This is a genomic window from Aeromonas sp. Y318-1 (genome assembly GCF_027706125.1).
In the GTDB taxonomy this organism is placed as follows: domain Bacteria; phylum Pseudomonadota; class Gammaproteobacteria; order Enterobacterales; family Aeromonadaceae; genus Aeromonas; species Aeromonas hydrophila.
In genome coordinates this window covers 135,468-159,711 of record NZ_JAPDCM010000010.1, presented here as the reverse complement: position 1 = coordinate 159,711, position 24,244 = coordinate 135,468, and the positions used below count along the sequence as shown (strand labels likewise).

Here is a 24,244-nt window from a genome sequence, read left to right as displayed (position 1 = left end):
CTCGCTCCCCCTGAAAACAAAACGCAGGCACGAGGCCTGCGTTTTTCATCGACAATCCCGTTACTGGGTCATGGTGAGGCCATTGCTGTCGGCCCCCAGCACCAGCTTTTTGCCCGGCACGATGCGGCCGGAGAGCAGCGCCTGCGCCAGCGGGTTCTCCACCTTGTGCTGGATCGCCCGCTTGAGGGGACGCGCCCCGTAGACGGGATCGAACCCGGCGTGCACCAGCTTTTCGAGCAGCGCCTCGCTCACCTCCACCTCGTAACCCTGGGCCTCCAGTCGGCCCATCAGGCTCTTGAGCTGGATGCGGGCGATGGACTTGATGTGCTCCTCGCCGAGCGGGTGGAACACCACGGTCTCGTCGATCCGGTTGATGAACTCCGGCCGGAAGCTGCGAGTCAGCACCTCCATCAGCATGCCCTTCATCTCGTCGTAATCCTTCTCGGAGTGGTGCTCCTGAATGAGATCCGACCCGAGGTTGGAGGTCATGATCACCACCGAGTTGCGAAAATCGACGGTACGACCCTGACCATCGGTCAGGCGGCCATCGTCCAGCACCTGCAGCAGGATGTTGAACACATCAGGGTGTGCCTTCTCCACTTCATCCAGCAGGATCACCGAGTAGGGGCGACGGCGTACCGCCTCGGTCAGATAACCGCCCTCCTCGTAACCCACGTATCCCGGAGGCGCCCCCACCAGACGGGCCACGCTGTGTTTCTCCATGAACTCCGACATGTCGATCCGCACCATGGCGTCCTGGGTATCGAACAGGAACTCGGCCAGCGCCTTGCACAGCTCGGTCTTGCCCACCCCGGTGGGCCCCAGGAACAGGAAGGAGCCGATGGGGCGGTTCGGGTCGGACAACCCGGCGCGGGAGCGGCGAATGGCGTTGGAAACCGCCTCGACCGCCTCTTCCTGACCGATCACCCGGCTGTGCAGCTGATCTTCCATCCGCAGCAGCTTGTCGCGCTCCCCTTCCAGCATGCGGGCCACCGGAATGCCGGTCCAGCGGGCCAAGACGTCGGCTATCTCCACGTCGGTGACACGGTTGCGCAGCAGGCTGGTCTCCTGCATCTCGGCCTGGGTGGCGAGATCCAGCTGTTTCTCCAGCTCCGGAATGCGGCCGTACTGCAGCTCGGACATCCGGCCCAGATCGCCTGCGCGGCGCGCCACGTCGAGATCCTGACGGGCCTGCTCGAGGGCCGCCTTGATGTGCTGGGTACCGGCGAGGGCGGCCTTCTCGGCCTTCCACACCTCATCCAGCTCATTGTATTCGCGATCTTTTTCGCTGATTTCCTGATTGATCAGCTCGAGCCGCTTGCGGCTGGCGTCATCGTCCTCCTTCATCAGCGCCTGTTGCTCCAGCTTGAGCTGGATGATGCGCCGCTCGAGCCGGTCGAGGGACTCGGGCTTGGAGTCGATCTGCAACCGGATGCTGGCCGCCGCCTCGTCGATGAGGTCGATGGCCTTGTCCGGCAGCTGGCGATCCGCAATGTAGCGGTGCGACAGCTGGGCCGCCGCCACGATGGCAGGGTCGGTGATCTGCACGTGGTGGTGCAGCTCATAACGCTCCTTCAGGCCGCGCAGGATGGCGATGGTGTCCTCCACGCTCGGCTCCTCCACCAATACCTTCTGGAAGCGGCGCTCCAGCGCGGCATCCTTCTCGATGTACTGGCGGTATTCGTCCAGGGTGGTGGCACCGACACAGTGCAGGTCGCCACGGGCCAGCGCCGGTTTGAGCATGTTGCCCGCATCCATGGCGCCTTCACCCTTGCCGGCGCCGACCATGGTGTGCAGCTCGTCGATGAAGAGGATGACGTTGCCCTCCTCCTTGGCCAGATCGTTCAGTACGGCCTTGAGCCGCTCTTCGAACTCGCCACGATACTTGGCACCGGCCACCAGCGCCCCCATGTCGAGCGACAGCACCCGCTTGTTCTTCAGCCCCTCCGGCACTTCACCGTTGATGATGCGCTGGGCCAGCCCTTCGACGATGGCGGTCTTGCCGACGCCGGGGGCACCGATCAGCACCGGGTTGTTCTTGGTACGGCGTTGCAGCACCTGGATGGTGCGGCGGATCTCGTCATCCCGGCCGATCACCGGGTCGAGCTTGCCGATCTCGGCCCGCTCGGTCAGATCGATGGTGTACTTCTCCAGCGCCTGGCGATTCTCCTCGGCGTTGGCATCTTCCACCTTCTTGCCGCCACGCACCTTGTCGATGGCCGCTTCGAGTTTCTCCTTGGTCAGCCCCTGGGCACGCAGCAGCTCGCCCAGCGTTCCCTTCTCGTCGAGGGCCGCCAGCACGAACAGTTCGGATGAGATGAACTGATCCTTGCGCTGCTGAGCCAGCTTGTCGCAGACGTTGAGCAGCCGGCCGAGGCCGTTGGAGAGCTGCACGTCCCCTTCCACGCCGCTGACGCGCGGCAGGCGATCCAGCTCTTCGCCGAGGCGCGAGCGCAGGGAATTGATGTCCATCCCGGTCAGGGTGAGCAGCGGACGGATGGAGCCGCCATCCTGATTGACCAGGGCGGTCATCAGGTGAACGGGTTCGATGAATTGGTGGTCACGACCCAGTGCCAAAGACTGGGCATCGGAAATAGCAATCTGGAATTTGCTGGTCAGGCGATCGAGGCGCATTGCACTCCCCCTTTCAAGACAGACGCCGCTTGCGCGGCAAACAACATAACTTTCTGAGATGAAAGATGAGGCCCGTACGGACTATTTCAAGGGGCGAGACTGGTTATTTTTTCTGCAAAGCGGGAAGCAGGCAGGATCCCCGCCCGGCAAGATGCAGGGCGGGGAGCATTGTCAGGGCACCAGCCAGATAATCGAGGCCATCCGGCCGGTCTGGCCGTTGCGGCGATAAGAGTAGAACTGTTCGCTGTCGCTGAAGGTGCAATGTTCGCCGCCATAGACGGCGGTGACACCGGCGCGGGCGAGGCGCAGCCGGGCCAGCTGATAGATATCCGCCAGCCATTTCCCTTCGTTGGACGAAGAGGCGAACGCAGCCGCCGCCTCGGCCTGCTCGGCCATAAAGGCCTCGCGCACCTCGCCACCCACTTCAAATGCAGTGGGACCGATGGCCGGACCCAGCCAGGCCAGGATCTCGCCCGGCTCGCAGCCCATGGCGGCGATGCTCGCCTCCAGTACGCCACCCTGCAGCCCGCGCCAGCCGGCGTGAGCGGCAGCCACCACGGTACCGGCTCGATCGCAGAACAGCACCGGCAGGCAGTCGGCGGTCATCACGATGCAGGCCTGACCCGCCTCACGGGCGCAGGCGGCATCCGCATCCGGCGCACAGCCATAGTCGTGGCTGACGGGATGCACCGCGGTGCCGTGCACCTGATTGAGCCAGTTGAGCGTGCCGGGGATCCCCGCCGCCTGCTGCAGCCGGGTCCGGTTGGCCTCGACCCGTGCCGGCTCGTCCCCCACGTGGGCCCCCAGGTTGAGGCCGGCAAAGACCCCCTCGCTGATACCGCCGTCACGGGTGGTCGACAGGGCGCTGACCTTGGCCGGTGCCGGCCAGTCAGGTTCGATCCATTTCATCTGTGGCTCCTTTCCTTCATATAAAACGGGGCCCCTTGGCTGCAACCAGTCAAGGGGCCCCATATCAGGTCATGCAGGGCGGGTTACGGCAGGAATCGTCGCAGAGCCGCCCTCTTCATCAGTTCCAGACCAGATCATCCGGATTGGCCAGGGTGATCTTGGTGTGCAGCACTTCCATCAGCTCATCAATTCCAGACTAAATCATCCGGATTGGTCAGGGTGTTCTTGATGTGCAGCACTTCCATCAGTTCATCAATTCCAGACTAAATCGTCCGGATTGGCCAGGGTATCCGCCCGCAGTACTTCCATCAGGTCCAGCATGTCTTGCGGCGTGGGGGAGTGCCATTCCATCACTTCACCCGTGATGGGGTGCGCCAGCTTCAGCATGGTGGCATGCAGTGCCTGACGATGGAAGCCACGCAGGGCCTCGGTCAGCTCGGGGGTGGCGTTGCGCAGCAGACGCAGACGGCCACCGTAAGCGGGATCCCCCACCAGCGGATGCTTGATGTGGGCCATGTGGACACGGATCTGGTGGGTACGACCGGTTTCCAGTCGCAGCCGCAGACGGGTGTGGCCACGGAACTTCTCGTGCACCCGGTAGTGGGTGACGGACTCGCGCCCATTGGGCACCACGGCCATGTGGGTACGCTGGGTCGGGTGACGGCCGATGGGGGCATCGACGGTGCCACCGGCGGTCATGTGACCGATGGCGATGGCTTCGTACTCACGAGTGATCTGGCGCGCCTGCAGCGCTTCCACCAGGTGGGTCTGGGCCGGAATGGTCTTGGCGACCACCATCAGACCCGTGGTGTCTTTATCCAGACGGTGCACGATACCGGCGCGGGGCACCTCGGCGATGGCGGGGTAGCGGTGCAGCAGGGCGTTGAGAATGGTGCCATCTGGCGTGCCGGCGCCCGGGTGAACCACCAGACCGGCCGGCTTGTCGATCACCAGAATGTGTTCATCTTCATAGACGATGTTGAGCTCGATGTTCTGGGCATCCCAACGGGTATCATCCGCCAGCTCGACATCCACATGTACCTTCTGCCCGGCCAGCACTTTCTCGCGCGGGGTATTGGCAACCTGACCATCCAGGGTCACTCTGTCCTGTAAAATCCACTCCTTGATGCGGGTGCGGGAGTAGTCTGGAAACAATTCGGCCAGGGCCTGGTCGAGTCGCTGCCCGAATTGGTGATCCTGGAATTCGCCTGTCAGTTCAATATGCTGGCTCATGTATGGTCTCTTGAGCGGGGGGTATCAATTCGAAATAATCCGGGTATTCTAGCTTTTCTTTTAGCCAAGCATAACGGATACTTTGCCAATTTCGTGGAAATGGACCGGATGTTGTTGATGGGAAAGAAGTCTCACCTGCTGATGTCGCTCGCCTTGGTCGCTACCTTGATCACAGGCTGTTCCAGCACCAAACCCAAGGTACCGGACGAACCGCCGGAGACCCTGTACCAGAAAGCACGCCTCAAGCTGGATGCCGGTAACTACCTGAATGCTATCGAGTTACTGGAAGCTTTGGACTCGCGCTATCCTTTCGGCGCCTACTCCAACCAGGTTCAGCTCGACCTCATTTACGCCTACTACAAGCAGGATGATACTGCCCAGGCGATCGCCAATATCGACCGTTTTATCCGCCTCAATCCGGCGCATAAAAATATCGACTACGTATTCTACATGCGCGGTCTGACCAACATGGCCGGCGATTACAACTTCTTCCAGGACTTCCTGGGCATCAATCGGGACGACAAAGACCCCTCCTATGCCCGTCAGGCCTTCCAGGATTTCAAGACCCTGTTGCAGAACTATCCCAACAGCGTCTATGCCGCCGATGCCCGAGCCCGCATGATCGGTCTGAAGAACCGGCTTGCCCGTTACGACCTGAGCGTGGCCGAGTACTACGTGAAGCGTGATGCGCTGATCGCCGCCGCCAACCGCGCCAAGCTGATCGTCGAGACTTATCCCGACACGGCCGAAACCGAGAAGGCATTGGAGATCATGATCAACTCCTACGACAGCCTGAAGATGCCGACCCTTGCCCAGCATGCCCGCGAAGTGCTGGCCAAGAACTACCCGGACAATCGTCTCGGCCGCGGCTGACTCGCAGCAACGCATAAAAAAACCGGAGCCACTGGCTCCGGTTTTTTTATGGGCACCGTTCATGAACGACATGCCCCTTTACCACTCCGTGCCGGCGGTATGAGGGGAGACGGCGCACATCAGCCACGCCGTCATGCCGTGCGTTACTTGGCGACGTTGCCCGCCACGTTGAGCACATCCCAGGTGCGGGAGAAGGGCGGCGCATAGGCAAAGTCCAGCATGCCGAGCTGCTCGGTGGTCACCCCCATGGTGATGGCAACCGCCAGCGCGTCGATGCGGTGGACCGCCCCCTTGCGACCGAGGATCTGGCCCCCCAGCAGCCGCTTGCTGCCCGCCTCATAGACCAGCTTGACGTGAATGTCGGACTGGCCCGGGCAGTAGTTGGTGTGGCACTTGTCCTTGATCACCACGGTGCGGTAATCGATGCCCATCGCCTTGGCCTCCTGCTCGGAGAGACCGGTACGGCCCGCCTCCAGCCCCAGCACCTTGAGCGCGGCAGAACCCAGAGTGCCCGGGAACTCCTGCTCGGCACCGGCCAGGTTTTCCCCCACCATGCGGCCCAACTTGTTGGCGATGGTGGCGAGCGGCACATAGACCTGCTGCTGCTTGACGCCGTGCCAGACGCTGGCACAGTCGCCGGCCGACCAGACGTTGGTCAGCGAGCTGCGCCCCTGCCGGTCCACCTTGATGGCGCCGTTGCCGAGCCGCTCGATGCCGGTATCGGCCAGGAACTCGGTATTGGGTTTGACCCCGGTGCAGACCACCACGATGTCGGCCTCGTACTCGCCATGGCTGGTACGCACGCCGGTCACCCGGCCCTCCCCCAGCAGCGCTTCAACTCGCTCGCCGAGATGAAGGGAGACCCCCTGCTCGCGCAGTTCGGTCTCGATGTGCTGGGTGATCTCGCCGTCAAACGCATCGGGGATGACTCGCTCCGCCAGCTCGATCAGGCGCACCTCTTTGCCCTGATGCACCAGCGCCTCCACCACCTCCAGCCCGATAAAGCCGGAGCCGATCACCAGGGCACGGCTGTTGGCCTTGTCCTGCACGGCGGCCTTGAGGGCCATTCCGTCGGCCATCCGGCGCAGACCGAATACCCCTTCCTGCTGCAGGCCGGGGATGGGGGGCATCACTTCGCGGGCGCCGGTGGCGATCATCAGCCGATCGTAGCGATCGGTGAAGGTATCGCCCTTGTGCTCCACTGTCAGCGTCTGCGCGGCGGCATCCAGACCCAGCACCCGGTGGCCGGTCTTGACCTCGATCCCCTTGGCGGCAAACTGCTCCGGGGTGAACTCGGCCATGTAGCCGGGTTCCTGAAACTCGTCGCCAACGAAGTAGGGCAGACCGCAGGCACCAAAGGAGATCACCTCGGATGCCTCATACACCACTATCTCGGCCTCTTTGGCCAGCCGGCGCGCCTTGGCGGCCGCACTCATGCCGGCGGCTTCGCCACCGATGATCAGGATTCTCATACTCGCTCCTTTCCATGCAACGGGGAGGGCATGCCCTCCCCGCTCTCTTTATTGGTTGCTCGCCGGGGCAGGGGTCGACTCCCCCGGACTGGCGGATCAGATGGTGGACTCTTCACCGTCCAGACACACCTCGTGCTCGCTGTTGAACACCGCCATGTCGGTCTCCCCCAGCAGACGGCTGGTGACCGTGCCCGCGGTGATGGAGCCGGAGACGTTGAGGGCGGTACGGCCCATGTCGATCAGCGGCTCGATGGAGATGAGCAGACCGGCCAGCGCCACCGGGAAGTCCAGCGCGGAGAGCACGATCAAGGCGGCGAAGGTGGCGCCGCCGCCAATGCCGGCTACCCCGAACGAGCTGACGGTGATGATGGCGATCAGGGTCATGATGAAGCCCGGATCCATGGGGTTGACCCCCACGGTCGGCGCAATCATCACCGCCAACATGGCCGGATAGATGCCGGCGCAGCCGTTCTGGCCGATGGTCGAACCGAACGAGGCGGCGAAGTTGGCGATCCCTTCAGGAATACCGAGCGCCTTGGTCTGGGTCTGCACGTTCATCGGGATGGAGCCCGCACTGGTGCGGGAGGTGAAGGCAAAGGCCAGCACCGGCATGATCTTCTTCAGGAAGCGAGCAGGGTTGATGCCCACCAGGCTCACCAGCAGCAGGTGCACCGCAAACATGATGGCGATGGCGCCGTAGGAAGCCATGACGAAGCTGAGCAGATTGAGGATGTCGGCATAGTTGGAGCCGGAGACCACCTTGGTCATCAGCGCCAGCACGCCGTAGGGGGTGAGGCGCAGCACCAGGGTCACCATCCGCATCACGATGACGTGGGCGACCTGCATGAAGTGACCGAAGCTCGCGAAGATCTCCGGCTTCTTGCGGGCGATACCGGTGGCCGACAAACCGATGAAGATGGAGAAAATCACCACGGCGATGGTGGAAGTCTTGCGCGCGCCCGTCATGTCGAGGAAGGGGTTGGCCGGGATGAACTCCAGCACCATCTTGGCAAAGGACATGCTCTCGACGCTGCCGAGGGTGGTCTGCAGGGCCGCGCCACGAGCGGTCTCGGCGGCGCCGGCGGTGAGCCCCTCGGCGGTCAGGCCGAACAGGTTGGACATCAGGATGCCCGCCCCGGCGGCGATCATGGTGGTGAAGATCAGCACGCCTATGGTCATGGCGCTGATCTTGCCGAGCGCGGTGCCGCCGTTGAGCTTCAGGATGGCCCCGATGATGGAGACCATGATGAGCGGCGTGATGATCATCTGCAGCAGCTTCACATAGCCGCTGCCGACGATGTCCAGGTAGTCGCCGGTCTGTACCAGCACGTCGGAACCGGCGCCGTAAAGCAGCTGCAGGGCGGCGCCGAACAGGATACCCAGCCCCAGCCCCGAGAAGACCCGGCGGGTGAAGCTGACGTGGGTTTGCTGCAACCGATAGAGAAACAGCAGCAACATGACCAGGATGGCCAGATTACCTATAACGCTAAGAGTCATGACGATATTCCCCAAATGATCGGGCCGGGCCCGAGGTGTACGGGCGAGTGCCCAGTGCGCACTCTCCCCTGAAACGTGCCGCATCGTGGCGGCCCGCCCCCCGGTGTGGCCGGGGTGGCGTCAACAGGCAGAAAAACGGAGGGTGGCCTGCGCCACCCTCTTGCATCACTCGGCCTTGCCTTGTTGCTTGGCCCGCATGATGTTGATGATCTCGATATCGGTATCCAGCATCCCCTGTTTGGAGAGGCGACCCAGGTTGGCAATAGTCTCGTCCACATCGTCGGAAACGATGCCTTCACTCTGGGGCACGTGCAGGTTGTTGATGGCCATCAGCGACGATTTGACCGCCGCCGAGGTGGAGGTAGAGACCTTCATGGAACAGGCGCTGCCCGCGCCGTCGCAGATGATACCGGAAACGTCGCCGATCATGTTGTTGATGCAGTGACTAATTTGCTCGAACTGGCCGCCCAGCAGCCAGGTGATGGCGGCCCCTGCCCCCATGGCGGCGGTGCTAGCGGCACAGAGAGCCGACAGCTTGTTCTGGTAGGCCTTGATGTAGATGGCCACCAGGTGGCTCATCACCAGCGCCCGGGTCAGCTGCTCGTCGCTCGCCTGGAGGAAGCGGGCGGCCGCCACCACCGGCATGGTGGCGGCAATGCCCTGGTTGCCGGAGCCCGAATTGGACATGGCGGGCAGCATGGCGCCATCCATCCGCGCATCGGAGGCGGCAGACGACAAACGCATGGCCAGGGTCATCAGGTCATCGGAAAGCAGCTTGCGCTCCACCTGCTCGGTGAGGATCTTGCCGATGCGCAGGCCATACCCCTGCAGCCCTTCATCTGCCAGCGCCTGGTTCATGGTGGCCGCCTCGCGGATGAAGTCGATCTCGGCCAGCGGCACCTGCAGGGCGAAATCGACAATCTCGCGCAGGGTCATGGCTGGCTTGCTGGAAGGGGCGACCTGGATCTGCACGCCGGGGGCGCTGTCCTGCGCCATCAGCACCTCACCGTCGCGCTCCATCAGGATGATGCGGGTGTGGTCGGTACAGATCACCACCCGGGCACTGTGTCCCTCTACCTCTGCCAGCACCTCGGCATAGAGCACGTCCGGCACATCCTTCACATCCACCTTGATGGCGGGCAGCAGCGCCTTGGCGGCGTCGACCTGATCTGGCGTGAGAGTCTTGAGCACCTCCAGCCCGGCATCCGGGTTGCCGCCGGTGATGCCGACGGCGGCCGCCACCGGCAGACCTATCATGCCGGTACCCGGCACGCCTACCCCCATGCCGTTCTTGAACAGATTGCCGCTGACCCAGACGCTGACGCGGGTCGGCACCTGCCCCAGCAGCTTGCGGCAGTTGGCCGCCGCCAGCGCCACCGACATGGGCTCGGTGCAGCCAAGGGCCGGCACCACTTCACGCTTGAGCAGGGTAATAAAGTCGGTCCATTGTGCTTTCATTGCGATGTGTCTCATGTTCACGGTGCCCGATGCGGGCTTGTCATTGTGCTGTCCGCTCCACAATGGCGGAGCGACATATAACCAGTATGGCGGGAGATGCCGGGTCGGCTGCAGCCGGTCGAGGGCCGAGCCAATGATCGGGGCCGCCTGAGTCGTTGGGCAATCCGATCAACTTTTGGTAACTCTAAAGCAATAGGACTCAAATAAATTTGCGCCGCTTCGCTTTTTGCGCAGGCATTATGCCCAACTGGCGGTGAAGTACCACAAAATGTGAACAAGCGCACGGCAGGTCGCTGCCGACCTGGTTCAGCCGGCAGCGGGGAAGTCAGAGCCCGTAACGGGTCAGCAGAGATTGATATTCGGGGGTCTGCTTGAAGGCCTTGAGGGCGAGGGAAAACTGATAGGCCAGCCGCTCGTTGCCGGGCCTGTGGGTAAAGGCGAGGAAATTGCGGTTGCTCTCGCTCACCCGTTTTTCGCTGTGGCCGACCTGATCCTGCAGCCCCTGCCCCTTGAGCAGGTAACGGCCCACCATCTGGTTCATCACGACGGCATCGAGCCGCCCCGCCATCATCAGGTGCAACTGCTTGATCATGTTGCTCTCCCCGGTCATGGCCACCCGGGTAAACAGGGCCGAGGTGAGGAACTCCTCGCCGTAGGCGTAGTCGGCCTGGGTACCGATACGCAACCCCTTGAGGCTGGCCAGCCCCTGGAAGTCGACGGGCCGGGCGAACGGAAAGAAGAGCACTTCTCCGCTCTGGGAGAGGGGTTCATCCGGATAGTGCAACCACTCCAGCCGGCGCTCCTCGAAAAAGGCATCGACGATGGCATCACCGCGCTGGAACCTGGCCTCCTGCAGCACCCGCTTCCAGGGCAGTACCTTGACCGTGGTCCGGTAACCCATCCGCTTGAGCACGGTGCGGGCCAGCTCCAGATCGGCACCGCCCAGGCTGCCGTCATCGAGCCGCATCACATAGGGCGGCCACAGCTCGGTCAGCAGGGTCAGGGTCGGTGGCTCGCTCGCCTGTGCCGCCCACCCCCACCAGAGGCAAAGCAGGATCCATCCTTTACGCCACACCATGCAGTGATCTCCTCTGTGTATTGGCTGAGGATATACCAAAAAGTGAGTAATAAAAAAGGAGGCCGGAGCCTCCTTTTTTGCTTTCCTCTCCGGCGCTTACAGCGCTTTCAGGATAGCCTCGACGCTGGCCTTGGCATCGCCGAACAGCATCTGGGTGTTCTCCTTGAAGAACAGCGGGTTCTGCACACCAGCATAGCCAGTGTTCATGGAGCGCTTGAAGCCGATGACGTTCTGCGCCTTCCACACTTCCAGCACCGGCATGCCGGCGATGGGGCTGCCCGGATCTTCCATGGCGGCCGGGTTGACGGTGTCGTTGGCACCGATCACCAGCACGGTGTCGGTATCGCTGAAGTCTTCATTGATCTCGTCCATTTCCAGAACTATGTCATACGGGACTTTCGCTTCCGCCAGCAGCACGTTCATGTGGCCTGGCAGACGACCGGCCACCGGGTGGATACCGAAGCGCACCTTGACGCCGCGATCACGCAGCTTCTGGGTGATTTCAGCCACCGGGTACTGGGCCTGTGCCACCGCCATGCCGTAGCCCGGGGTGATGATGACGGAGCTGGAGTTCTTCAGCAGGTCAGCCACGTCCTCGGCGCTGGTTTCGCGGTATTCGCCCATCTCCTGGTCGGCCGTGGAGGCCACGCCGTCGGAGCCGAAGCCACCGGCGATCACCGAGATGAAGGAGCGGTTCATCGCCTTGCACATGATGTAAGAGAGGATCGCACCGGAGGAACCCACCAGCGCACCCACCACGATCAGCAGGTCATTGGAGAGCATGAAGCCCGCCGCCGCCGCCGCCCAACCGGAGTAGGAGTTCAGCATGGAAACCACCACCGGCATGTCGGCGCCACCGATGGAGGCCACCAGGTGCCAGCCGAAGGCGAAGGCGATCAGGGTCATTACCAGCAGGGCGAAGGTAGAACCGCCCGCGTTGACGAAGTAGACCATCAGCGCCAGCGAGGCGACCACGGCCAGCAGGTTCAGCTTGTGGCGGTGCGGCAGCATCAGCGGCTTGGAGGAGATGAGGCCACGCAGCTTGCCAAACGCCACCACGGAACCGGTGAAGGTCACCGCACCGATGAAGACGCCGAGGAAGATCTCGACCAGGTGGATGTTCAGCATGGCGCCGGAGAGGTGCTCGACCTGGGCTATGCTTGCCGCCTGCTCGAACGCCGCACGGGCGGCTGCCAGGGTGGCATCCAGGTTGGAACCGACGGAGACAACCACTTCAGCAGGCGCAGAGGGGTGCAGATCGATGAAGCTGTTGAAGCCCACCAGCACGGCCGCCATACCCACGAAGCTGTGCAGCACGGCCACCAGCTCTGGCATCTCGGTCATCTCGACCTTCAGCGCCAGACGCACGCCGATGGCACCGCCGATCACCATGGCCAGAATGATCCAGTGAACGCCACTGGTTTCCGGGTTGAACACGGTCGCGAGCAGGGCGATGGCCATCCCCGCGATACCGAACAGGTTGCCATGCTTGGCCGTCTCTTGCTTCGACAGTCCCGCGAGACTGAGGATGAAGAGCACGGCGGCAACGATATAGGATGCTGTTACCAGTCCTTGAGACACGTTAAACCCCCTTAATCCTTACGGAACATCTTCAGCATGCGCTGAGTGACGGTGAAGCCGCCGAAGATGTTGATACTGGCAATCAGCACGGCGACGAAGGCCAATGCGGTGACCAGGGTCGACCCTTGCCCAATCTGCAGCAGGGCACCGACCACGATAATGCCGGAGATGGCATTGGTGACCGACATCAGCGGCGTGTGCAGGGCGTGAGAGACGTTCCACACCACGTAGTAACCGACCACGCAGGCCAGGATGAATACGGTGAAGTGGGAGAGGAACGCCGCAGGCGCCACGGCAGCAACCCAACCGAAGGCGGCGATGCCGAGGGCACCGAACACGAACTTCTTGTTGGAGGGCTTGGCCGCTTCCTTCTTGGCGGCCGGTTTGGCGGCAGCCGGTTTTTGCGGGGCGGCAGAGACCGAGATGGCGGGCGGCGGGAAGGTCACTTCACCGGCCTGGATCACCGTCATGTTGCGCTGCACCACGTCTTCGAAGTTGATGGCGACGTTGCCGTCCTTCTCCTTGCACATCAGCTTCATCAGGTTGACCAGGTTGGTACCGTAAAGCTGGGAGGATTGGGCAGGCAGGCGGCCCGGCAGATCGGTGTAACCGATCACCTTGACGCCGTTGCCGGTGACATGCAGTTCACCCGGCACTGTGTATTCGCAGTTGCCGCCAGCCTGGGCAGCCATGTCCACGATCACCGAGCCCGGCTTCATGCTGTCCACCATCTCTTTGGTGATCAGCTTGGGTGCCGGCTTGCCCGGGATCAGGGCGGTAGTGATGATGATGTCCACTTCCTTGGCTTGCTGGGCAAACAGCGCCATCTCGGCCGCGATGAACTCTTCGCTCATCACCTTGGCGTAACCGTCGGAGGAGGAGCCATCCTCGCCACCGAAGTCCAGCTTGAGGAACTCGCCACCCATGGACTCGATCTGCTCGGCCACTTCCAGACGGGTATCGAACGCACGCACGATGGCACCGAGGGAACCGGCAGTACCGATGGCGGCCAGACCGGCTACGCCGGCACCGATCACCAGTACCTTGGCGGGCGGCACCTTGCCGGCTGCGGTGATTTGGCCGGTGAAGAAGCGACCAAACTGGTGCGCGGCTTCCACCACGGCACGATAGCCACCGATGTTGGCCATGGAGGAGAGGGCATCGAGGGACTGGGCACGGGAGATCCGCGGCACCATGTCCATCGCCATCACATTGATGTTGCGCGCGGACAGCTTCTTGACCAGCTCAGGGTTCTGGGCAGGCCAGATGAAGCTCACCAGGGTGGCACCATCTTTAATTTGTGCGATCTCGGCATCGGTCGGCGCATTGACCTTGAAGATGAGGTCGGCTTGCCAGACGCTCGGCACCACGCTGGCACCGGCAGCCTCGAAGGCGGCATCATCGAAGCTGGCCAGCAGGCCGGCACCGGCCTCGATGGCGACCTCGAAGCCGAGCTTTTTCAGCTGCTCAACGGTAGCCGGGGTCGCTGCGACCCGGGTCTCACCGGCGAGACTCTCTCTCGGTATTCCAATCTGCATGACTATTCCCTGATGGTTAATAAACAATCGCTGCCCAGTGTCGCATTTCTGGCGAAACAAGACATGACCAAAGTGCAGGTCACGGGCCCTTTGTTATGAAAATCAGTAGGCTTTACCTCAACCTCCTGTCATGGCCAGGCCCCCGCTTTTCAGGCGCGAAGGTGATTAGTATCAAATTTTGGAGTTTTATTACAACCGCAGTCCCGGCGGGGCGCGTACAGAATTCAGCCCGTCCCGGACCATGATTTAAAAAAACAAACCAAATTAGCGACTTATACCAGTAAAAAGCGCTGGAAAAAGTGATCCAACCAGTCAAAAAAAATGTTTTACCGGCCCTCTATCTTAGCGCTTTTTGTTCTTACGAAATCCGCACGGATCACAGATATCGGGCCGAAAACGAAAAAAGTAACTGTTTTGTAACAGACAAGGGGCCGGCTACCCGCCAAATGAGCGGATCCGGCCCCTGCTATTTAATCGTTTCGATGGTGACGGGCCAGTGCGCCCCGTTTACCAGGCCGCCTCATAAATATGCTGGCTCTGCACCAGGTCGATATCGCCGTGCTCGCCGATGGCGGTCATGCCGTGTTCCGCCAGCTTGCCGAGCAGGGTATCAATTCCTGCGTCCGCCACGCCGTAATCCCGCAGCCGGGTCTTGACCCCCATCCGCTCGAAGAAGTCGCGGGTGGCGGCGATCGCGCCATCGATGCGCTCCGCGTCACTGCCGCTGCGCAGATCCCACACTCGCTCGGCGTATTGCAGCAGCTTGGCGTGTTTCTGCTGGCGCTTGGCCTGCAGCAGGGCCGGCAGCACCACCGCCAGGGTCTGGGCGTGGTCGAGGCCGTGCAGGGCGGTGATCTCGTGGCCCAGCATGTGGGTCGCCCAGTCCTGCGGTACACCGGCCCCGATCAGGCCGTTCAGCGCCAGGGTGGCGCTCCACATGATGTTGGCGCGTACCTCGTAGTTTTCCGGTTCCACCAGCGCCTTGGGGCCCTCTTCCAGCAGGGTCAGCAGCAAGCCTTCGGCGAAGCGGTCCTGCACCTTGGCGTTGACCGGATAGGTGAGGTACTGCTCCAGGATGTGGATGAAGGCATCCACCACTCCGTTGGCCACCTGACGGGCGGGCAGGGTGTAGGTGAGCACCGGATCGAGCACGGCGAAGCGCGGCATCACGAACGGTGAGAAGAAGTGCACCTTGTCGCCGCTGCTGCGACGGGTCACCACGGCGCCCATGTTCATCTCGGAACCGGTAGCCGGCAGGGTCAGCACGGCGCCGAGCGGGATGGCGGAGCGCACTTCGTTGCCCACGGTCTCGAGGATGTGCCAGGGATCCCGGGCCGGATCATAGTGGGCGGCGGCGGCGATAAACTTGGTGCCGTCGAGCACGGAGCCGCCGCCGACGGCCAGCAGGAAGTCGACCCGCTCGGCGCGGGCCAGCTCGACCGCGCCCATCAGGGTTTCATAGGTGGGGTTGGGCTCGATGCCACCGAATTCAAACAGGGTCATGCCGGCCAGCTCGCTGCGGATCTGGGCCAGCAGGCCGCTGCGCACCACGCTGCCGCCGCCGTAGGTGATGAGGATGCGGGCATCGCGCGGCAGCTGTTCACGCAGCTGGGCGACCTGGCCCTTGCCGAACAGGATCTTGGTCGGGGTATGCAGGGTAAAGTTGTTCATCGACATTGCCTTTGTGAGTATCTGGCGGCCTGGCCGCAAAAATGTGATTGCATTTTTCTCCAGGCAACCAGTACCATCAAGGCAACATCCTGCTTTATTTTTGCCTATTCCTACAAAGCAGCCAAAACAGAACCCAAGAGTATCCCATGCAGACCCGCTACACCGATCTCGCCGCCAAGCTGGCCCGCCACGTCACCGCCCCAGGCATCACCCCCTCGCCGGTGGATCAGGTGAGCCTCATCTACACCACCGAATACCACGGCCGCACCCCGGTGCTCTATCAGCCGCGGATGATAGTGATCCTGCAGGGGCACAAGGTGGGCTATCTGGCGGACCAGGTGTTTCGCTACGACCCCAACCACTACCTGCTGATGACCCTGCCGCTGCCCTGCGAGTGCGAGTGCTTCGCCTCCCCCGAGCAGCCTCTCATCGGCTTCTCCCTCGAGATCAACCTGGTGACCCTGCAGGAGTTGCTGCTGGAGCTGGGGGATGCCCTGCCCGCACCTGCCCCGCAAAAGAGCGGCGTCCACTCGGTGCCCCTGTCTGAGGCCATGTTCTGTGCCGCCGAACGGCTGATCGCTCTGATGGACAAACCCCACCACGCCCGGGTGCTGGGGCCGCAGACGGTGCGGGAGATGCTGTTTTACGCCCTGCACGAGGGGGGCGGCCCGGCGTTGCAGGCGCTCGCCAATCGCCACAACCATGTGGGCCAGATTGCCCGGGTGCTGCGTATGATAGAGTCGCGTTACGCCGACAACCTGACCATGGAGGAGCTGGCGCGGGAGGTGAACATGAGCGTCTCCGCCTTCCACCACCACTTCAAGGCGGTCACCGCCACCTCGCCGCTGCAGTACATCAAGTCGTTTCGCCTCCACAAGGCGCGGATGATGATGCTGCACGACGGCATCAAGGCGGGCACCGCGGCGACCAGGGTCGGCTACGAAAGCAACTCCCAGTTCAGCCGGGAGTACAAGCGCTTCTTCGGCAGCACGCCGACGGATCAGGCCTCCCGCTTTAGGGAAGGCCAGCTGCGCATCATAGAGGGATAACCAGAGAGGAATTGTTCATGCGTGCACTGCTTTGTCTGCTCACCGCCTGCCTGCTGACGGCCTGTACCGGCCTCGCTGACGGCATCCGCCCCGTTACCGGCTTCCAGCTCGATCGTTATCTTGGCACCTGGTACGAGATAGCCCGCCTCGACCACGGTTTCGAGCGCGGACTGGAGCAGGTGAGCGCCACCTACAGCCTGCGCGACGATGGCGGGGTCAAGGTGCTCAACCGCGGCAAGCAGAGCGACGGCAGCTGGCGCGAAGCCGAGGGCAAGGCCTACTTCGTCGACAAACCGGACGAAGCACGGCTCAAGGTGAGCTTCTTCGGCCCCTTCTACGGCGGCTACAACGTCATCGAGCTGGACCCCGATTACCAGCTCTCGCTGGTGACCAGCTACAACCACGATTATCTCTGGATCCTCGCCCGCTCACCCAATCCGCCCAAGGACAAAGTGGATGCCCTGGTCGCCAAGGCGGCATCGCTGGGCTTTGCCACCGATCAGCTGATCTGGGTCAAACAGACCCCTTGAGCCTGTCGTGAAATAAGAAAGGGCAGCCCGCGGGCTGCCCTTTTTCATGAACGTTCGAGTGATGATCAGAGCCTGAAGCGGCCGATCTCCAGCTCCAGCCGCTCGGTCAGCCCCTTCAGCTCGGCCGCTTGTGCCGCCTCCTGATTGGCCTGCTCGGCCAGCTCCTGGGAGACGTGACGGATGTTCTCGGTGTTGCGGCTGATCTCGCTGGTGACCGAGGTCTGCTCTTCGGCCGCCGCCGCAATCTGGGTCGCCATGTCGCTGATGGCGCCGATTGCCTCGTTGATCTGCCCCAGGCTCAGGTTGGCGGACTCCGCGTCCTCCACGCTGGTACCTGCCAGCTGGCGGCTAGTCTCCATGCCGCTCACCGCCCGGCGGGTGGTCTGCTGCAGGGTCTCGATCATCTGCTGGATCTCGTCGGTGGAGTCGTGGGTGCGGCGTGACAGCACCCGCACCTCGTCCGCCACCACCGCAAAGCCGCGCCCCTGCTCACCGGCCCGGGCCGCCTCGATGGCGGCGTTGAGCGCCAGCAGGTTGGTCTGCTCGGCGATGCCGCTGATGGTGGCCAGAATGCCGCTGATCTTCTGGGCGTGGGCATCCAGCTCCACGATGATCTGGCTGGCGTCCGCCACTTCGTCCGCCAGCCCCGTGATGCTGCGCTGGCTCTGACCGACCTGTGACTGACCAGCGACCGCCAGCTTGACCGCATCGCCCGAGGTGGTGGCGGCAAACTCGGCGTTGCCGGCGATCTCCTGAGTGGCGGAGGCCATCTCGGTCACCGCGGTCGCCACCATCACGATCTCGTCCTGCTGCTGGCGCACCCGCTGGCTGCGGGACTGGGCCCCGGCTGCCTGGGTGCGGGACTGGGCCGCCAGCTCGACGGTGACGTCCCGCAGCCGGCTGACGATGCCGTGCAGCCGCGCCACGAACTGGTTGAAGCTCTCCGCCAGCTGACCCACCTCATCCTTGCTGCGAGTGTTGATGTGCACCGTGAGGTCCCCCTCGCCGTGAGCGATGTCGTGCAGCGCACCAGCCACCCGGCCCAGATCGGCAAACAGATACTTGAACATGGCGGTGAGCAGGGCGCTGAACACCAGCATCAGCACCAGGGTCAGCCCCACCAACTGCCACAGCAGGGTGGCAAGCGGCGCCTCCAGCACGTCGCGATACATCACCATGGCCAGCAGCCAGTCGGTGCCCGCCACCGGCTGCACCGCCAGCAGCACGTCACGCCCGTCCAGGGTGGCGGCGTGCAACTCGTTGTTCTCACGGCCCCACTGCTGGAAGGTGGCCGCTGACAGGTCGGGGGAAAGCTCACCAATCTGCTTGAGCGCCAGCTCCTTGTTGGGGTGGCCGACGATGAGGCCGCTGCTGTCGAGCAGCATGGCGTACCCCTCGCCCTGCACCTGCATCGCCAGCACCTCGTCGATCAGCTTGTCGAGCGCCAGGTTGGCACCCACGGCGCCGACCAGTTCGCCCTGATGCAGCACCGGCTCGGAGAGGGTGACCACCAGCTTCTGCATGGTGACGCTGACATAGGGAGCGGTGACGATGAGCTGCCCCGCCTTCACCGCGTCCTGATACCAGGGGCGCTCGCGCGGGTCATAGTTGCCGGTGTTGAGGGAGGGGTCCTGCCGGGTCATCACCCCCTGGGTCGAGCCAAAGTAGGTAAGCCCGAACCCGCCCGAGGTGTAGGCCTGCTTCAGATGCGGCACCAGCTCGGCCTGCGGGTTGTCGGCGATCAGGTTCACCAGCGCGTGCACCGTGTTCTTGCGATCCGCCATCCAGTCGCCGATGGCGACCGAGTAAGCGTGACCATAGTTGACCGCCTCGCTCTGAATGGCGCTCATGGTGCGGGATTTGAGGGTGTGAAAGGCAACGATGCCGAGCAGTGAGGCCATCAGCAGCACCACCCCCAGACTGGTGGCCAGCAGCTTGCCGCGCAACGAAAGTGTCATGACTACGGATCCTTGTTGTTGTGACGGGCCAGGGAGAGACCCTTATTTAATCAAGGCTATCGGCGAACAGGCACCGGGACTTTAGTGACTCCGTTCAGTTTGTGCCTTTTAAGCCGCAGGACGTGCTACCGATCACGAAAATGGCGACATCCCTGTCTGCCAGCCCTCGTTTCGGCGAGCAAGGCGTCAGCTGTCGACGGGTCGATGCGACCTCAGAGCGGGGTCTCGCCACCCAGCTCGGTCAGCAGCAAATTCAGCAGCGCGGGCGGGCGCTCCCCGTGCCAAGCCAGCGCAGTGGTTACCACCTGCACCTCTCCCGCCAGGGGGCGGATCACCACGTTGGCCGGGGCGCTCTTGTGCAGGGGCTCGGGCACCAGGGCCACCCCCTGGCCACAGCCGACGAAGGCCACCTGGGAGGCTACGGTACGCGCCTCATGCAGCACCCGGGGAGCGAAGCCCGCCTCGTGGCAGCAGGCCATCAGGGTATCGAAATAGGCCGGGTTGAGGGCGCGGGGGAACAAGACGAAGGGATCCTCCGCCAGGGCAGCCAGGGGCACGGACGCTTCCCTCGCCAGCGGGTGGGTCAGGGGCAGGGCCACCGCCAGCCTGTCCTGCTTCAAGGGGCGCACTCGTATACTCCCCTCATCCCGCCCGGCCAGCCGCACCAGGGCTAGATCCAGTTCGCCGCTCTCCAGCGCCGGGATGGCGTCGGCGCTGTCTATCTCCCGCACCGAGACGGTGACGCCGGGATGGCTCAGCTTGAGCCGCTCGATCACCGCCGGCAGCTCGTCCAGCATGGCGGAGGTGATGGCCCCTATGGTCAGCAACCCCACCTGACCCGATGCCGCCTCCCGCACCGCCAGCTCCAGGTGTTCGAGCTGATCCGCCAGCCGCCGCACCGCAGGCAGGATCGCCTGACCCGCCGGGGTGAGCTGCACCCCCTTAGGGGTGCGATCGAACAACTTCACCCGCAGGGCATGCTCCAGCACCTTGATCTGCTCGGTCAGGGGCGGCTGGGTCATACCGAGGCGGCGGGCTGCGCGGCCGAAATGGCGCTCCTCGGCCACTGCCAGAAACAGCCAGAGATGGCGGACGAGTCGGAAATTGATCATGGTTGATAGCCTGTTCGAATCGGGTCGTTACTTTCTTTGAATTTTACGTATAGGCATAGGCTCACAACAATGACGCCGACCCTCTCAACAACATAGGAAGCGACGTGCAAGCCTACCTGATGTTTATCGCCATGGCAGGGCTCACCATACTGAGTCCTGGCCCCAGCACCCTCAAGTCCCTCACCAATGCCCTCAATCACGGGCTGGGACCGGCCCTAGTCGGCATGGCCGGCCTCACCTGCGGGGTGCTGGGGGTGGCCACCCTCTCCGCCACCAGCCTGGGGGTGCTCCTCGCCACCTCCCCCACCGCCTTCGAGCGGGTGCGCTACGGCGGCGTGCTCTACCTGGCCTGGCTCGGGGTGAAGCTGTGGCGCAGCCCCCCTCCCAGGATGGGTGAGAACCCGCCATCGGCCCGCCACCGGCTGTTCTGGGAGGGTGTCATGCTGCAATTCACGAACCCCAATGCGCTGATCTTCTTCCTCTCCATACTGCCCCAGTTTATCGACCATCGGCGCGCCTATTTGCCGCAGTTCCTGTTGCTGGTTTCCAGCTTCTGCCTGCTGATGGTGCTGGTGCACGGCGGCTACATCTTCTCGGCCCGCAAGGCGCGGCGCTGGCTGCAAGGGGGTGGCGGGCGCTGGATCAACCGCCTCGGCGCCCTCGCCTTCGGGTTGCTCGCCATGGTGCTGCTGCGGGGCTAGGAGGCCCCGCACTCTCGATGCCCACCAGGGCGCGTATCACCCGGCGGCCATGTAGCGCTCGCTCTCTTCGAAGAACTCGGCCAGCGCCCACCACATCAGCACAGGGTTCGAATACATGGGGAAGTGGCCGCAGCGGGGGATCTCGGTCAGCCTGACCCCGGCCTGCGACAGCGCCCCCAGATAGGAGAGGTGGGCGTTCTGCTCCCCGTACAGGAAGTGCCGGGGGCACGGCAGGGCGAGGAACTTGCCGAGCAGACCCCCCTCATCCGAATGGGCCACCATGGAGCGGAAGATGGGGCGCACCGCCTCGGTGCATACCTTGTGACGCAGGCTGGCGGCATAGAGGGCGCTCGCCATGTCCCGGCCATGGCGGGTGCGTTCGATGAAGGCGGCGAAGAAGGCCTCGTCACTCTGCGCCGGGTAGGCCTGCACCTGACGGCTCAGGAAGCAATCCTCCGGCGCCAAGTTGCCCTCCATGCTGGTGAAGCTGAGCACCCGCTCGGGATGGCGATATGCCAGCAGCAGGGCGGTCAGCCCGCCCATGGAGTGGCCCACCAGATGGAAGCGCCCGAACCCCTTGCTCTCGATCATCTTGAGTGCCGTCAGCACCAGCAGATCCAGATCAATGCGATCCGGCCTGTCCAGGGTGGTTGCCCCGCAGCCGGAGGCATCCCAGGCGAGGAAGGGGCGATCGTCGAAGTCGGGATGGTGGACGAGGTCGGCGTAATCCTCCTTGGTGGAGCCGAAGCCGTGCAGGAAGACGACGGGGGCACGCGTACCCGGGCGGCCGATGGCGGCGATGTCGAGCCGCACCTCCCCCAGTTGCAGGGCTTGGGTCCATTCGGTGCAGCGGGGGGACATGGGATCTCCTTGGTATGGATGGGCCAACGATGGCGGCCCCCGATTATGGCCAGCCCCGGCGAGCCGGTGAATTTTGATCAGCGTATCAACACCATTCGCTCAGACTATGACGATGGCGCTGTTCATTCGATTTACCAGTTCCTGCCCGCCCCTCGCGCCAATGAAAAAGGCCGCCATATGGCGGCCTTTTTAGGCAACATTATCCCTATCTCACCCGGGCGATGGCGGTATTGAGCCGCATATTGGTCGCATCCAGCCCTGGGGTCTGACCATGGAAGTCGAACTCCAGCCTGACACCGGGGCGGAACAGCAGGCAGTGGGTGGAGCCGCCGAAGTGGAACATGCCAAGCGGATCCCCCTTCTGCACTCGATCCCCCGCCTGCACAGTGATCTCGCAGCTCGACACCTCGGCCATCCCCACCGGCACCACGCACATCAGGCCGATTTTGGGGTTGTCGGCCTCGATGAAGATGAGTGCCCGGGTCGCCACCGAGGTGAGGAACGGCTGGGAATTGTTGGGGGCGCTGGGATCCGCCCCCTGCGGGTCGGCAAAGCCTTCGAACTGGTTTTCCAGATAGTAGGTGCCGTTGACGATGCGCACTTTGCGGATGGTGCCGCTCACCGGGCTGTGCCAGCGGTGGTAGCTGAGCGCACTGAGGAAGGCCTGGTAGACGGTGCCGCCTTCGAAACGGGGCGCCAGATCGTCAAAATCGAGCATGTTGTCCAGCGAATAGGGCTGCCCCTTGAGCCAGAACTGATCGCTGCGGCTCACCTCCTTGCGCACCTGCAGCGGCGCCGATTCGCAGGCGTTGACGATGACACTGTCATCCGTCGGCGCAGATACCGGCCGCACCCCGGCCCGAAAACGTCGGGTGAAGAAGTCGTCCCAGCAGCTGAACCCGTGGTATTCGGCCGCCGGCTCGCACTCGAAGATCTGCTCGAAGCTGCCCGGCGTGGGGTTGGGCCCCTCCCCGACCGCCTCGTTCGCCACCTTGACCATCTCGGCCTTGGCCACCTTGCCAAGCCAGGGCACCACCAGGGTCTCCTGATCCAGCCGGCTGACCGGTTCATTCAACACGTAGCGGGAAGCCGGGCTCTGCAGGAACTGGGCCCAGTAGTCGAGGATCTTCTTGAACTGCTGGTTGATCAGGGCGTTGGCAAAGAAGTGATAGCCGGACTGGGTGGCCATGGGCCAGTCGAGCAGAGCATTGATGGGAAAGCCGATGAGACCGGATGGCTCGTGGCTGGGGATGTCCTGATACGCCTCGGGTGCCATGGTCATGATGCCGTTGAGCAGCCCCAGGAACTCCTCGAACGAGCGTACCTCTGGCTGACCGAGCGGGGTCAGGTGCTTGTGGCGCCAGGCTTCCTTGAACATGGCTTCGGCCTGGGCATGCAGCGCAGGGTCGGCATGGACCAGATCCCGCAGCTCGGCGATGGGGGGCACCAGCGCACGCGGCTGCTGGGTCACGTAGTGCTTGATCCGCCGGATCCAGCGCTCGATATGGGCGCCATCGCGGGGGATCCAGCCACCGGGACGGGACTTGTTCAATCGGGTTTCAACTGCCTTGTTCATGGTTCGCTCTCCTCAGCTGATGTTCACGCCCACAATCCACGGCTTGAGCATTGAGTGCCGGCCTGCCAACGGCATGCCAGGGCACCGACCCTGTTATGTAGCACAGGGAGCGCGGCGGGACGATTGCCAGAAACGACAGGGCAAACCGGCGCAACAACGACTAGCGGTCGGGATGAACGAGTACAACAGGAGGAAGCGCCCTGCTACAGCAGGCGGGACAAGGGACGACGGGAAAAAACGGGAGGCCCGGAAAAGCGAAAAGCCAGCTCAATGAGCTGGCTTCTCTGAAGAATGGCAGGGGCGGCAGGACTCGAACCCGCAACCATCGGTTTTGGAGACCGCTGTTCTACCAATTGGAACTACGCCCCTGCAACAAACGAGGCGAATTATACAAAGCCGGGATCAAAGGTAAAGGCTTTTTTCTCACTTTCGGTGCGATTGCACAAAGGACGAGCAGATCTCGTCACTTTTTACAGCCAAAGGGGGTAACTCGCTGTATTTACAGCCTTGTTT

At 63.1% G+C, this 24,244-nt stretch carries 18 protein-coding genes and 1 tRNA gene; 4 read left to right on the top strand and 15 right to left on the bottom strand.

The features are described from left to right. Positions 1 to 60 precede the first annotated feature (60 nt). The 3 genes from clpB to rluD all read right to left on the bottom strand — a co-directional run bounded on the left by clpB (position 61) and on the right by rluD (position 4,776). Complete coding sequence (clpB, locus tag OKB87_RS16125) at positions 61 to 2,634, bottom strand: ATP-dependent chaperone ClpB (protein ID WP_024945187.1); 2,574 nt, start codon at positions 2,632 to 2,634, stop codon at positions 61 to 63. 171 nt (positions 2,635 to 2,805) lie between these two features. Then, complete coding sequence (gene pgeF / locus OKB87_RS16120) at positions 2,806 to 3,543, bottom strand: peptidoglycan editing factor PgeF (protein WP_270827989.1); 738 nt, start codon at positions 3,541 to 3,543, stop codon at positions 2,806 to 2,808. 252 nt (positions 3,544 to 3,795) lie between these two features. After that, entirely contained in the window at positions 3,796 to 4,776 is a 981-nt protein-coding gene (gene rluD, locus OKB87_RS16115; RefSeq protein ID WP_011707736.1) for a 23S rRNA pseudouridine(1911/1915/1917) synthase RluD, read from the bottom strand. A 117-nt stretch (positions 4,777 to 4,893) separates the two neighbouring features. Here rluD and OKB87_RS16110 point away from each other — a divergent pair, with 117 nt between their 5' ends. Beyond that, a complete protein-coding gene (locus tag OKB87_RS16110; RefSeq protein WP_017409782.1) occupies positions 4,894 to 5,649 on the top strand; it encodes an outer membrane protein assembly factor BamD in 756 nt (251 codons plus the stop codon). 143 nt (positions 5,650 to 5,792) lie between these two features. Here the strand turns inward: OKB87_RS16110 and OKB87_RS16105 are convergent, their stop codons facing one another. From OKB87_RS16105 to yqhD, 7 genes are all read right to left on the bottom strand, one after another. Continuing rightward, positions 5,793 to 7,121 (bottom strand): CoA-disulfide reductase, encoded by a 1,329-nt coding sequence (locus OKB87_RS16105; RefSeq protein WP_270827988.1) that lies wholly within the window; start codon positions 7,119 to 7,121, stop codon positions 5,793 to 5,795. A 96-nt stretch (positions 7,122 to 7,217) separates the two neighbouring features. Beyond that, positions 7,218 to 8,618, bottom strand: coding sequence for an L-cystine transporter (locus tag OKB87_RS16100; RefSeq protein WP_029304921.1), 1,401 nt, complete (start codon positions 8,616 to 8,618; stop codon positions 7,218 to 7,220). 165 nt (positions 8,619 to 8,783) lie between these two features. Further along, positions 8,784 to 10,091: an L-cysteine desulfidase family protein gene (locus OKB87_RS16095; protein ID WP_270827986.1), complete on the bottom strand. Its 1,308-nt coding sequence runs from the start codon at positions 10,089 to 10,091 to the stop codon at positions 8,784 to 8,786. Positions 10,092 to 10,401: 310 nt separating this feature from the next. Beyond that, positions 10,402 to 11,154, bottom strand: a complete 753-nt coding sequence (locus OKB87_RS16090; protein ID WP_270827985.1) for a substrate-binding periplasmic protein — start codon at positions 11,152 to 11,154, stop codon at positions 10,402 to 10,404. Between the two features lie 96 nt (positions 11,155 to 11,250). After that, positions 11,251 to 12,735 carry a Re/Si-specific NAD(P)(+) transhydrogenase subunit beta gene (pntB, locus tag OKB87_RS16085; RefSeq protein ID WP_041216802.1) on the bottom strand — a complete coding sequence of 495 codons (1,485 nt, stop codon included), beginning with the start codon at positions 12,733 to 12,735 and terminating at the stop codon, positions 11,251 to 11,253. An 11-nt stretch (positions 12,736 to 12,746) separates the two neighbouring features. Further along, positions 12,747 to 14,273 carry a Re/Si-specific NAD(P)(+) transhydrogenase subunit alpha gene (gene pntA, locus OKB87_RS16080; protein ID WP_011707743.1) on the bottom strand — a complete coding sequence of 509 codons (1,527 nt, stop codon included), beginning with the start codon at positions 14,271 to 14,273 and terminating at the stop codon, positions 12,747 to 12,749. A 507-nt stretch (positions 14,274 to 14,780) separates the two neighbouring features. Further along, a complete protein-coding gene (yqhD, locus tag OKB87_RS16075; RefSeq protein ID WP_162517942.1) occupies positions 14,781 to 15,944 on the bottom strand; it encodes an alcohol dehydrogenase in 1,164 nt (387 codons plus the stop codon). A gap of 146 nt (positions 15,945 to 16,090) precedes the next feature. Here yqhD and OKB87_RS16070 point away from each other — a divergent pair, with 146 nt between their 5' ends. Continuing rightward, a complete protein-coding gene (locus OKB87_RS16070; RefSeq protein WP_263680180.1) occupies positions 16,091 to 16,993 on the top strand; it encodes an AraC family transcriptional regulator in 903 nt (300 codons plus the stop codon). Between the two features lie 17 nt (positions 16,994 to 17,010). Continuing rightward, on the top strand, positions 17,011 to 17,523 hold the full coding sequence (locus tag OKB87_RS16065; protein ID WP_226032542.1) for a lipocalin family protein: 513 nt from the start codon (positions 17,011 to 17,013) through the stop codon (positions 17,521 to 17,523). A gap of 65 nt (positions 17,524 to 17,588) precedes the next feature. Here the strand turns inward: OKB87_RS16065 and OKB87_RS16060 are convergent, their stop codons facing one another. Both OKB87_RS16060 and OKB87_RS16055 read right to left on the bottom strand, forming a co-directional pair. Further along, positions 17,589 to 19,481: a methyl-accepting chemotaxis protein gene (locus OKB87_RS16060; protein ID WP_270827983.1), complete on the bottom strand. Its 1,893-nt coding sequence runs from the start codon at positions 19,479 to 19,481 to the stop codon at positions 17,589 to 17,591. Positions 19,482 to 19,693: 212 nt separating this feature from the next. Further along, positions 19,694 to 20,593 carry a LysR substrate-binding domain-containing protein gene (locus tag OKB87_RS16055; protein WP_270827982.1) on the bottom strand — a complete coding sequence of 300 codons (900 nt, stop codon included), beginning with the start codon at positions 20,591 to 20,593 and terminating at the stop codon, positions 19,694 to 19,696. 104 nt (positions 20,594 to 20,697) lie between these two features. Between OKB87_RS16055 and OKB87_RS16050 the strand changes: the two genes are divergently transcribed. Beyond that, a complete protein-coding gene (locus OKB87_RS16050; protein WP_270827981.1) occupies positions 20,698 to 21,294 on the top strand; it encodes a LysE family translocator in 597 nt (198 codons plus the stop codon). A 36-nt stretch (positions 21,295 to 21,330) separates the two neighbouring features. On the opposite strand, the gene OKB87_RS16045 is transcribed toward OKB87_RS16050, so the two are convergent. The 3 genes from OKB87_RS16045 to OKB87_RS16035 form a co-directional block, all read right to left on the bottom strand. After that, complete coding sequence (locus tag OKB87_RS16045) at positions 21,331 to 22,155, bottom strand: alpha/beta fold hydrolase (protein ID WP_270827980.1); 825 nt, start codon at positions 22,153 to 22,155, stop codon at positions 21,331 to 21,333. Positions 22,156 to 22,360: 205 nt separating this feature from the next. Then, on the bottom strand, positions 22,361 to 23,731 hold the full coding sequence (locus OKB87_RS16040; protein ID WP_270827979.1) for a phosphatidylserine decarboxylase family protein: 1,371 nt from the start codon (positions 23,729 to 23,731) through the stop codon (positions 22,361 to 22,363). A gap of 292 nt (positions 23,732 to 24,023) precedes the next feature. Then, positions 24,024 to 24,100: transfer RNA gene (locus OKB87_RS16035), tRNA-Trp, on the bottom strand. Between the last annotated feature and the right edge of the window lie 144 nt (positions 24,101 to 24,244).

Excerpts from the sequence above, each read along its gene's own strand:
- clpB (WP_024945187.1), bottom strand. The coding sequence starts at position 2,634 with ATGCGCCTCGATCGCCTGACCAGCAAATTCCAGATTGCTATTTCCGAT.
- pgeF (WP_270827989.1), bottom strand. The coding sequence starts at position 3,543 with ATGAAATGGATCGAACCTGACTGGCCGGCACCGGCCAAGGTCAGCGCC.
- rluD (WP_011707736.1), bottom strand. The coding sequence starts at position 4,776 with ATGAGCCAGCATATTGAACTGACAGGCGAATTCCAGGATCACCAATTC.
- OKB87_RS16110 (WP_017409782.1), top strand. The coding sequence starts at position 4,894 with ATGGGAAAGAAGTCTCACCTGCTGATGTCGCTCGCCTTGGTCGCTACC.
- OKB87_RS16105 (WP_270827988.1), bottom strand. The coding sequence starts at position 7,121 with ATGAGAATCCTGATCATCGGTGGCGAAGCCGCCGGCATGAGTGCGGCC.
- OKB87_RS16100 (WP_029304921.1), bottom strand. The coding sequence starts at position 8,618 with ATGACTCTTAGCGTTATAGGTAATCTGGCCATCCTGGTCATGTTGCTG.
- OKB87_RS16095 (WP_270827986.1), bottom strand. The coding sequence starts at position 10,091 with ATGAGACACATCGCAATGAAAGCACAATGGACCGACTTTATTACCCTG.
- OKB87_RS16090 (WP_270827985.1), bottom strand. The coding sequence starts at position 11,154 with ATGGTGTGGCGTAAAGGATGGATCCTGCTTTGCCTCTGGTGGGGGTGG.
- pntA (WP_011707743.1), bottom strand. The coding sequence starts at position 14,273 with ATGCAGATTGGAATACCGAGAGAGAGTCTCGCCGGTGAGACCCGGGTC.
- yqhD (WP_162517942.1), bottom strand. The coding sequence starts at position 15,944 with ATGAACAACTTTACCCTGCATACCCCGACCAAGATCCTGTTCGGCAAG.
- OKB87_RS16070 (WP_263680180.1), top strand. The coding sequence starts at position 16,091 with ATGCAGACCCGCTACACCGATCTCGCCGCCAAGCTGGCCCGCCACGTC.
- OKB87_RS16065 (WP_226032542.1), top strand. The coding sequence starts at position 17,011 with ATGCGTGCACTGCTTTGTCTGCTCACCGCCTGCCTGCTGACGGCCTGT.
- OKB87_RS16060 (WP_270827983.1), bottom strand. The coding sequence starts at position 19,481 with ATGACACTTTCGTTGCGCGGCAAGCTGCTGGCCACCAGTCTGGGGGTG.
- OKB87_RS16055 (WP_270827982.1), bottom strand. The coding sequence starts at position 20,593 with ATGATCAATTTCCGACTCGTCCGCCATCTCTGGCTGTTTCTGGCAGTG.
- OKB87_RS16045 (WP_270827980.1), bottom strand. The coding sequence starts at position 22,155 with ATGTCCCCCCGCTGCACCGAATGGACCCAAGCCCTGCAACTGGGGGAG.
- OKB87_RS16040 (WP_270827979.1), bottom strand. The coding sequence starts at position 23,731 with ATGAACAAGGCAGTTGAAACCCGATTGAACAAGTCCCGTCCCGGTGGC.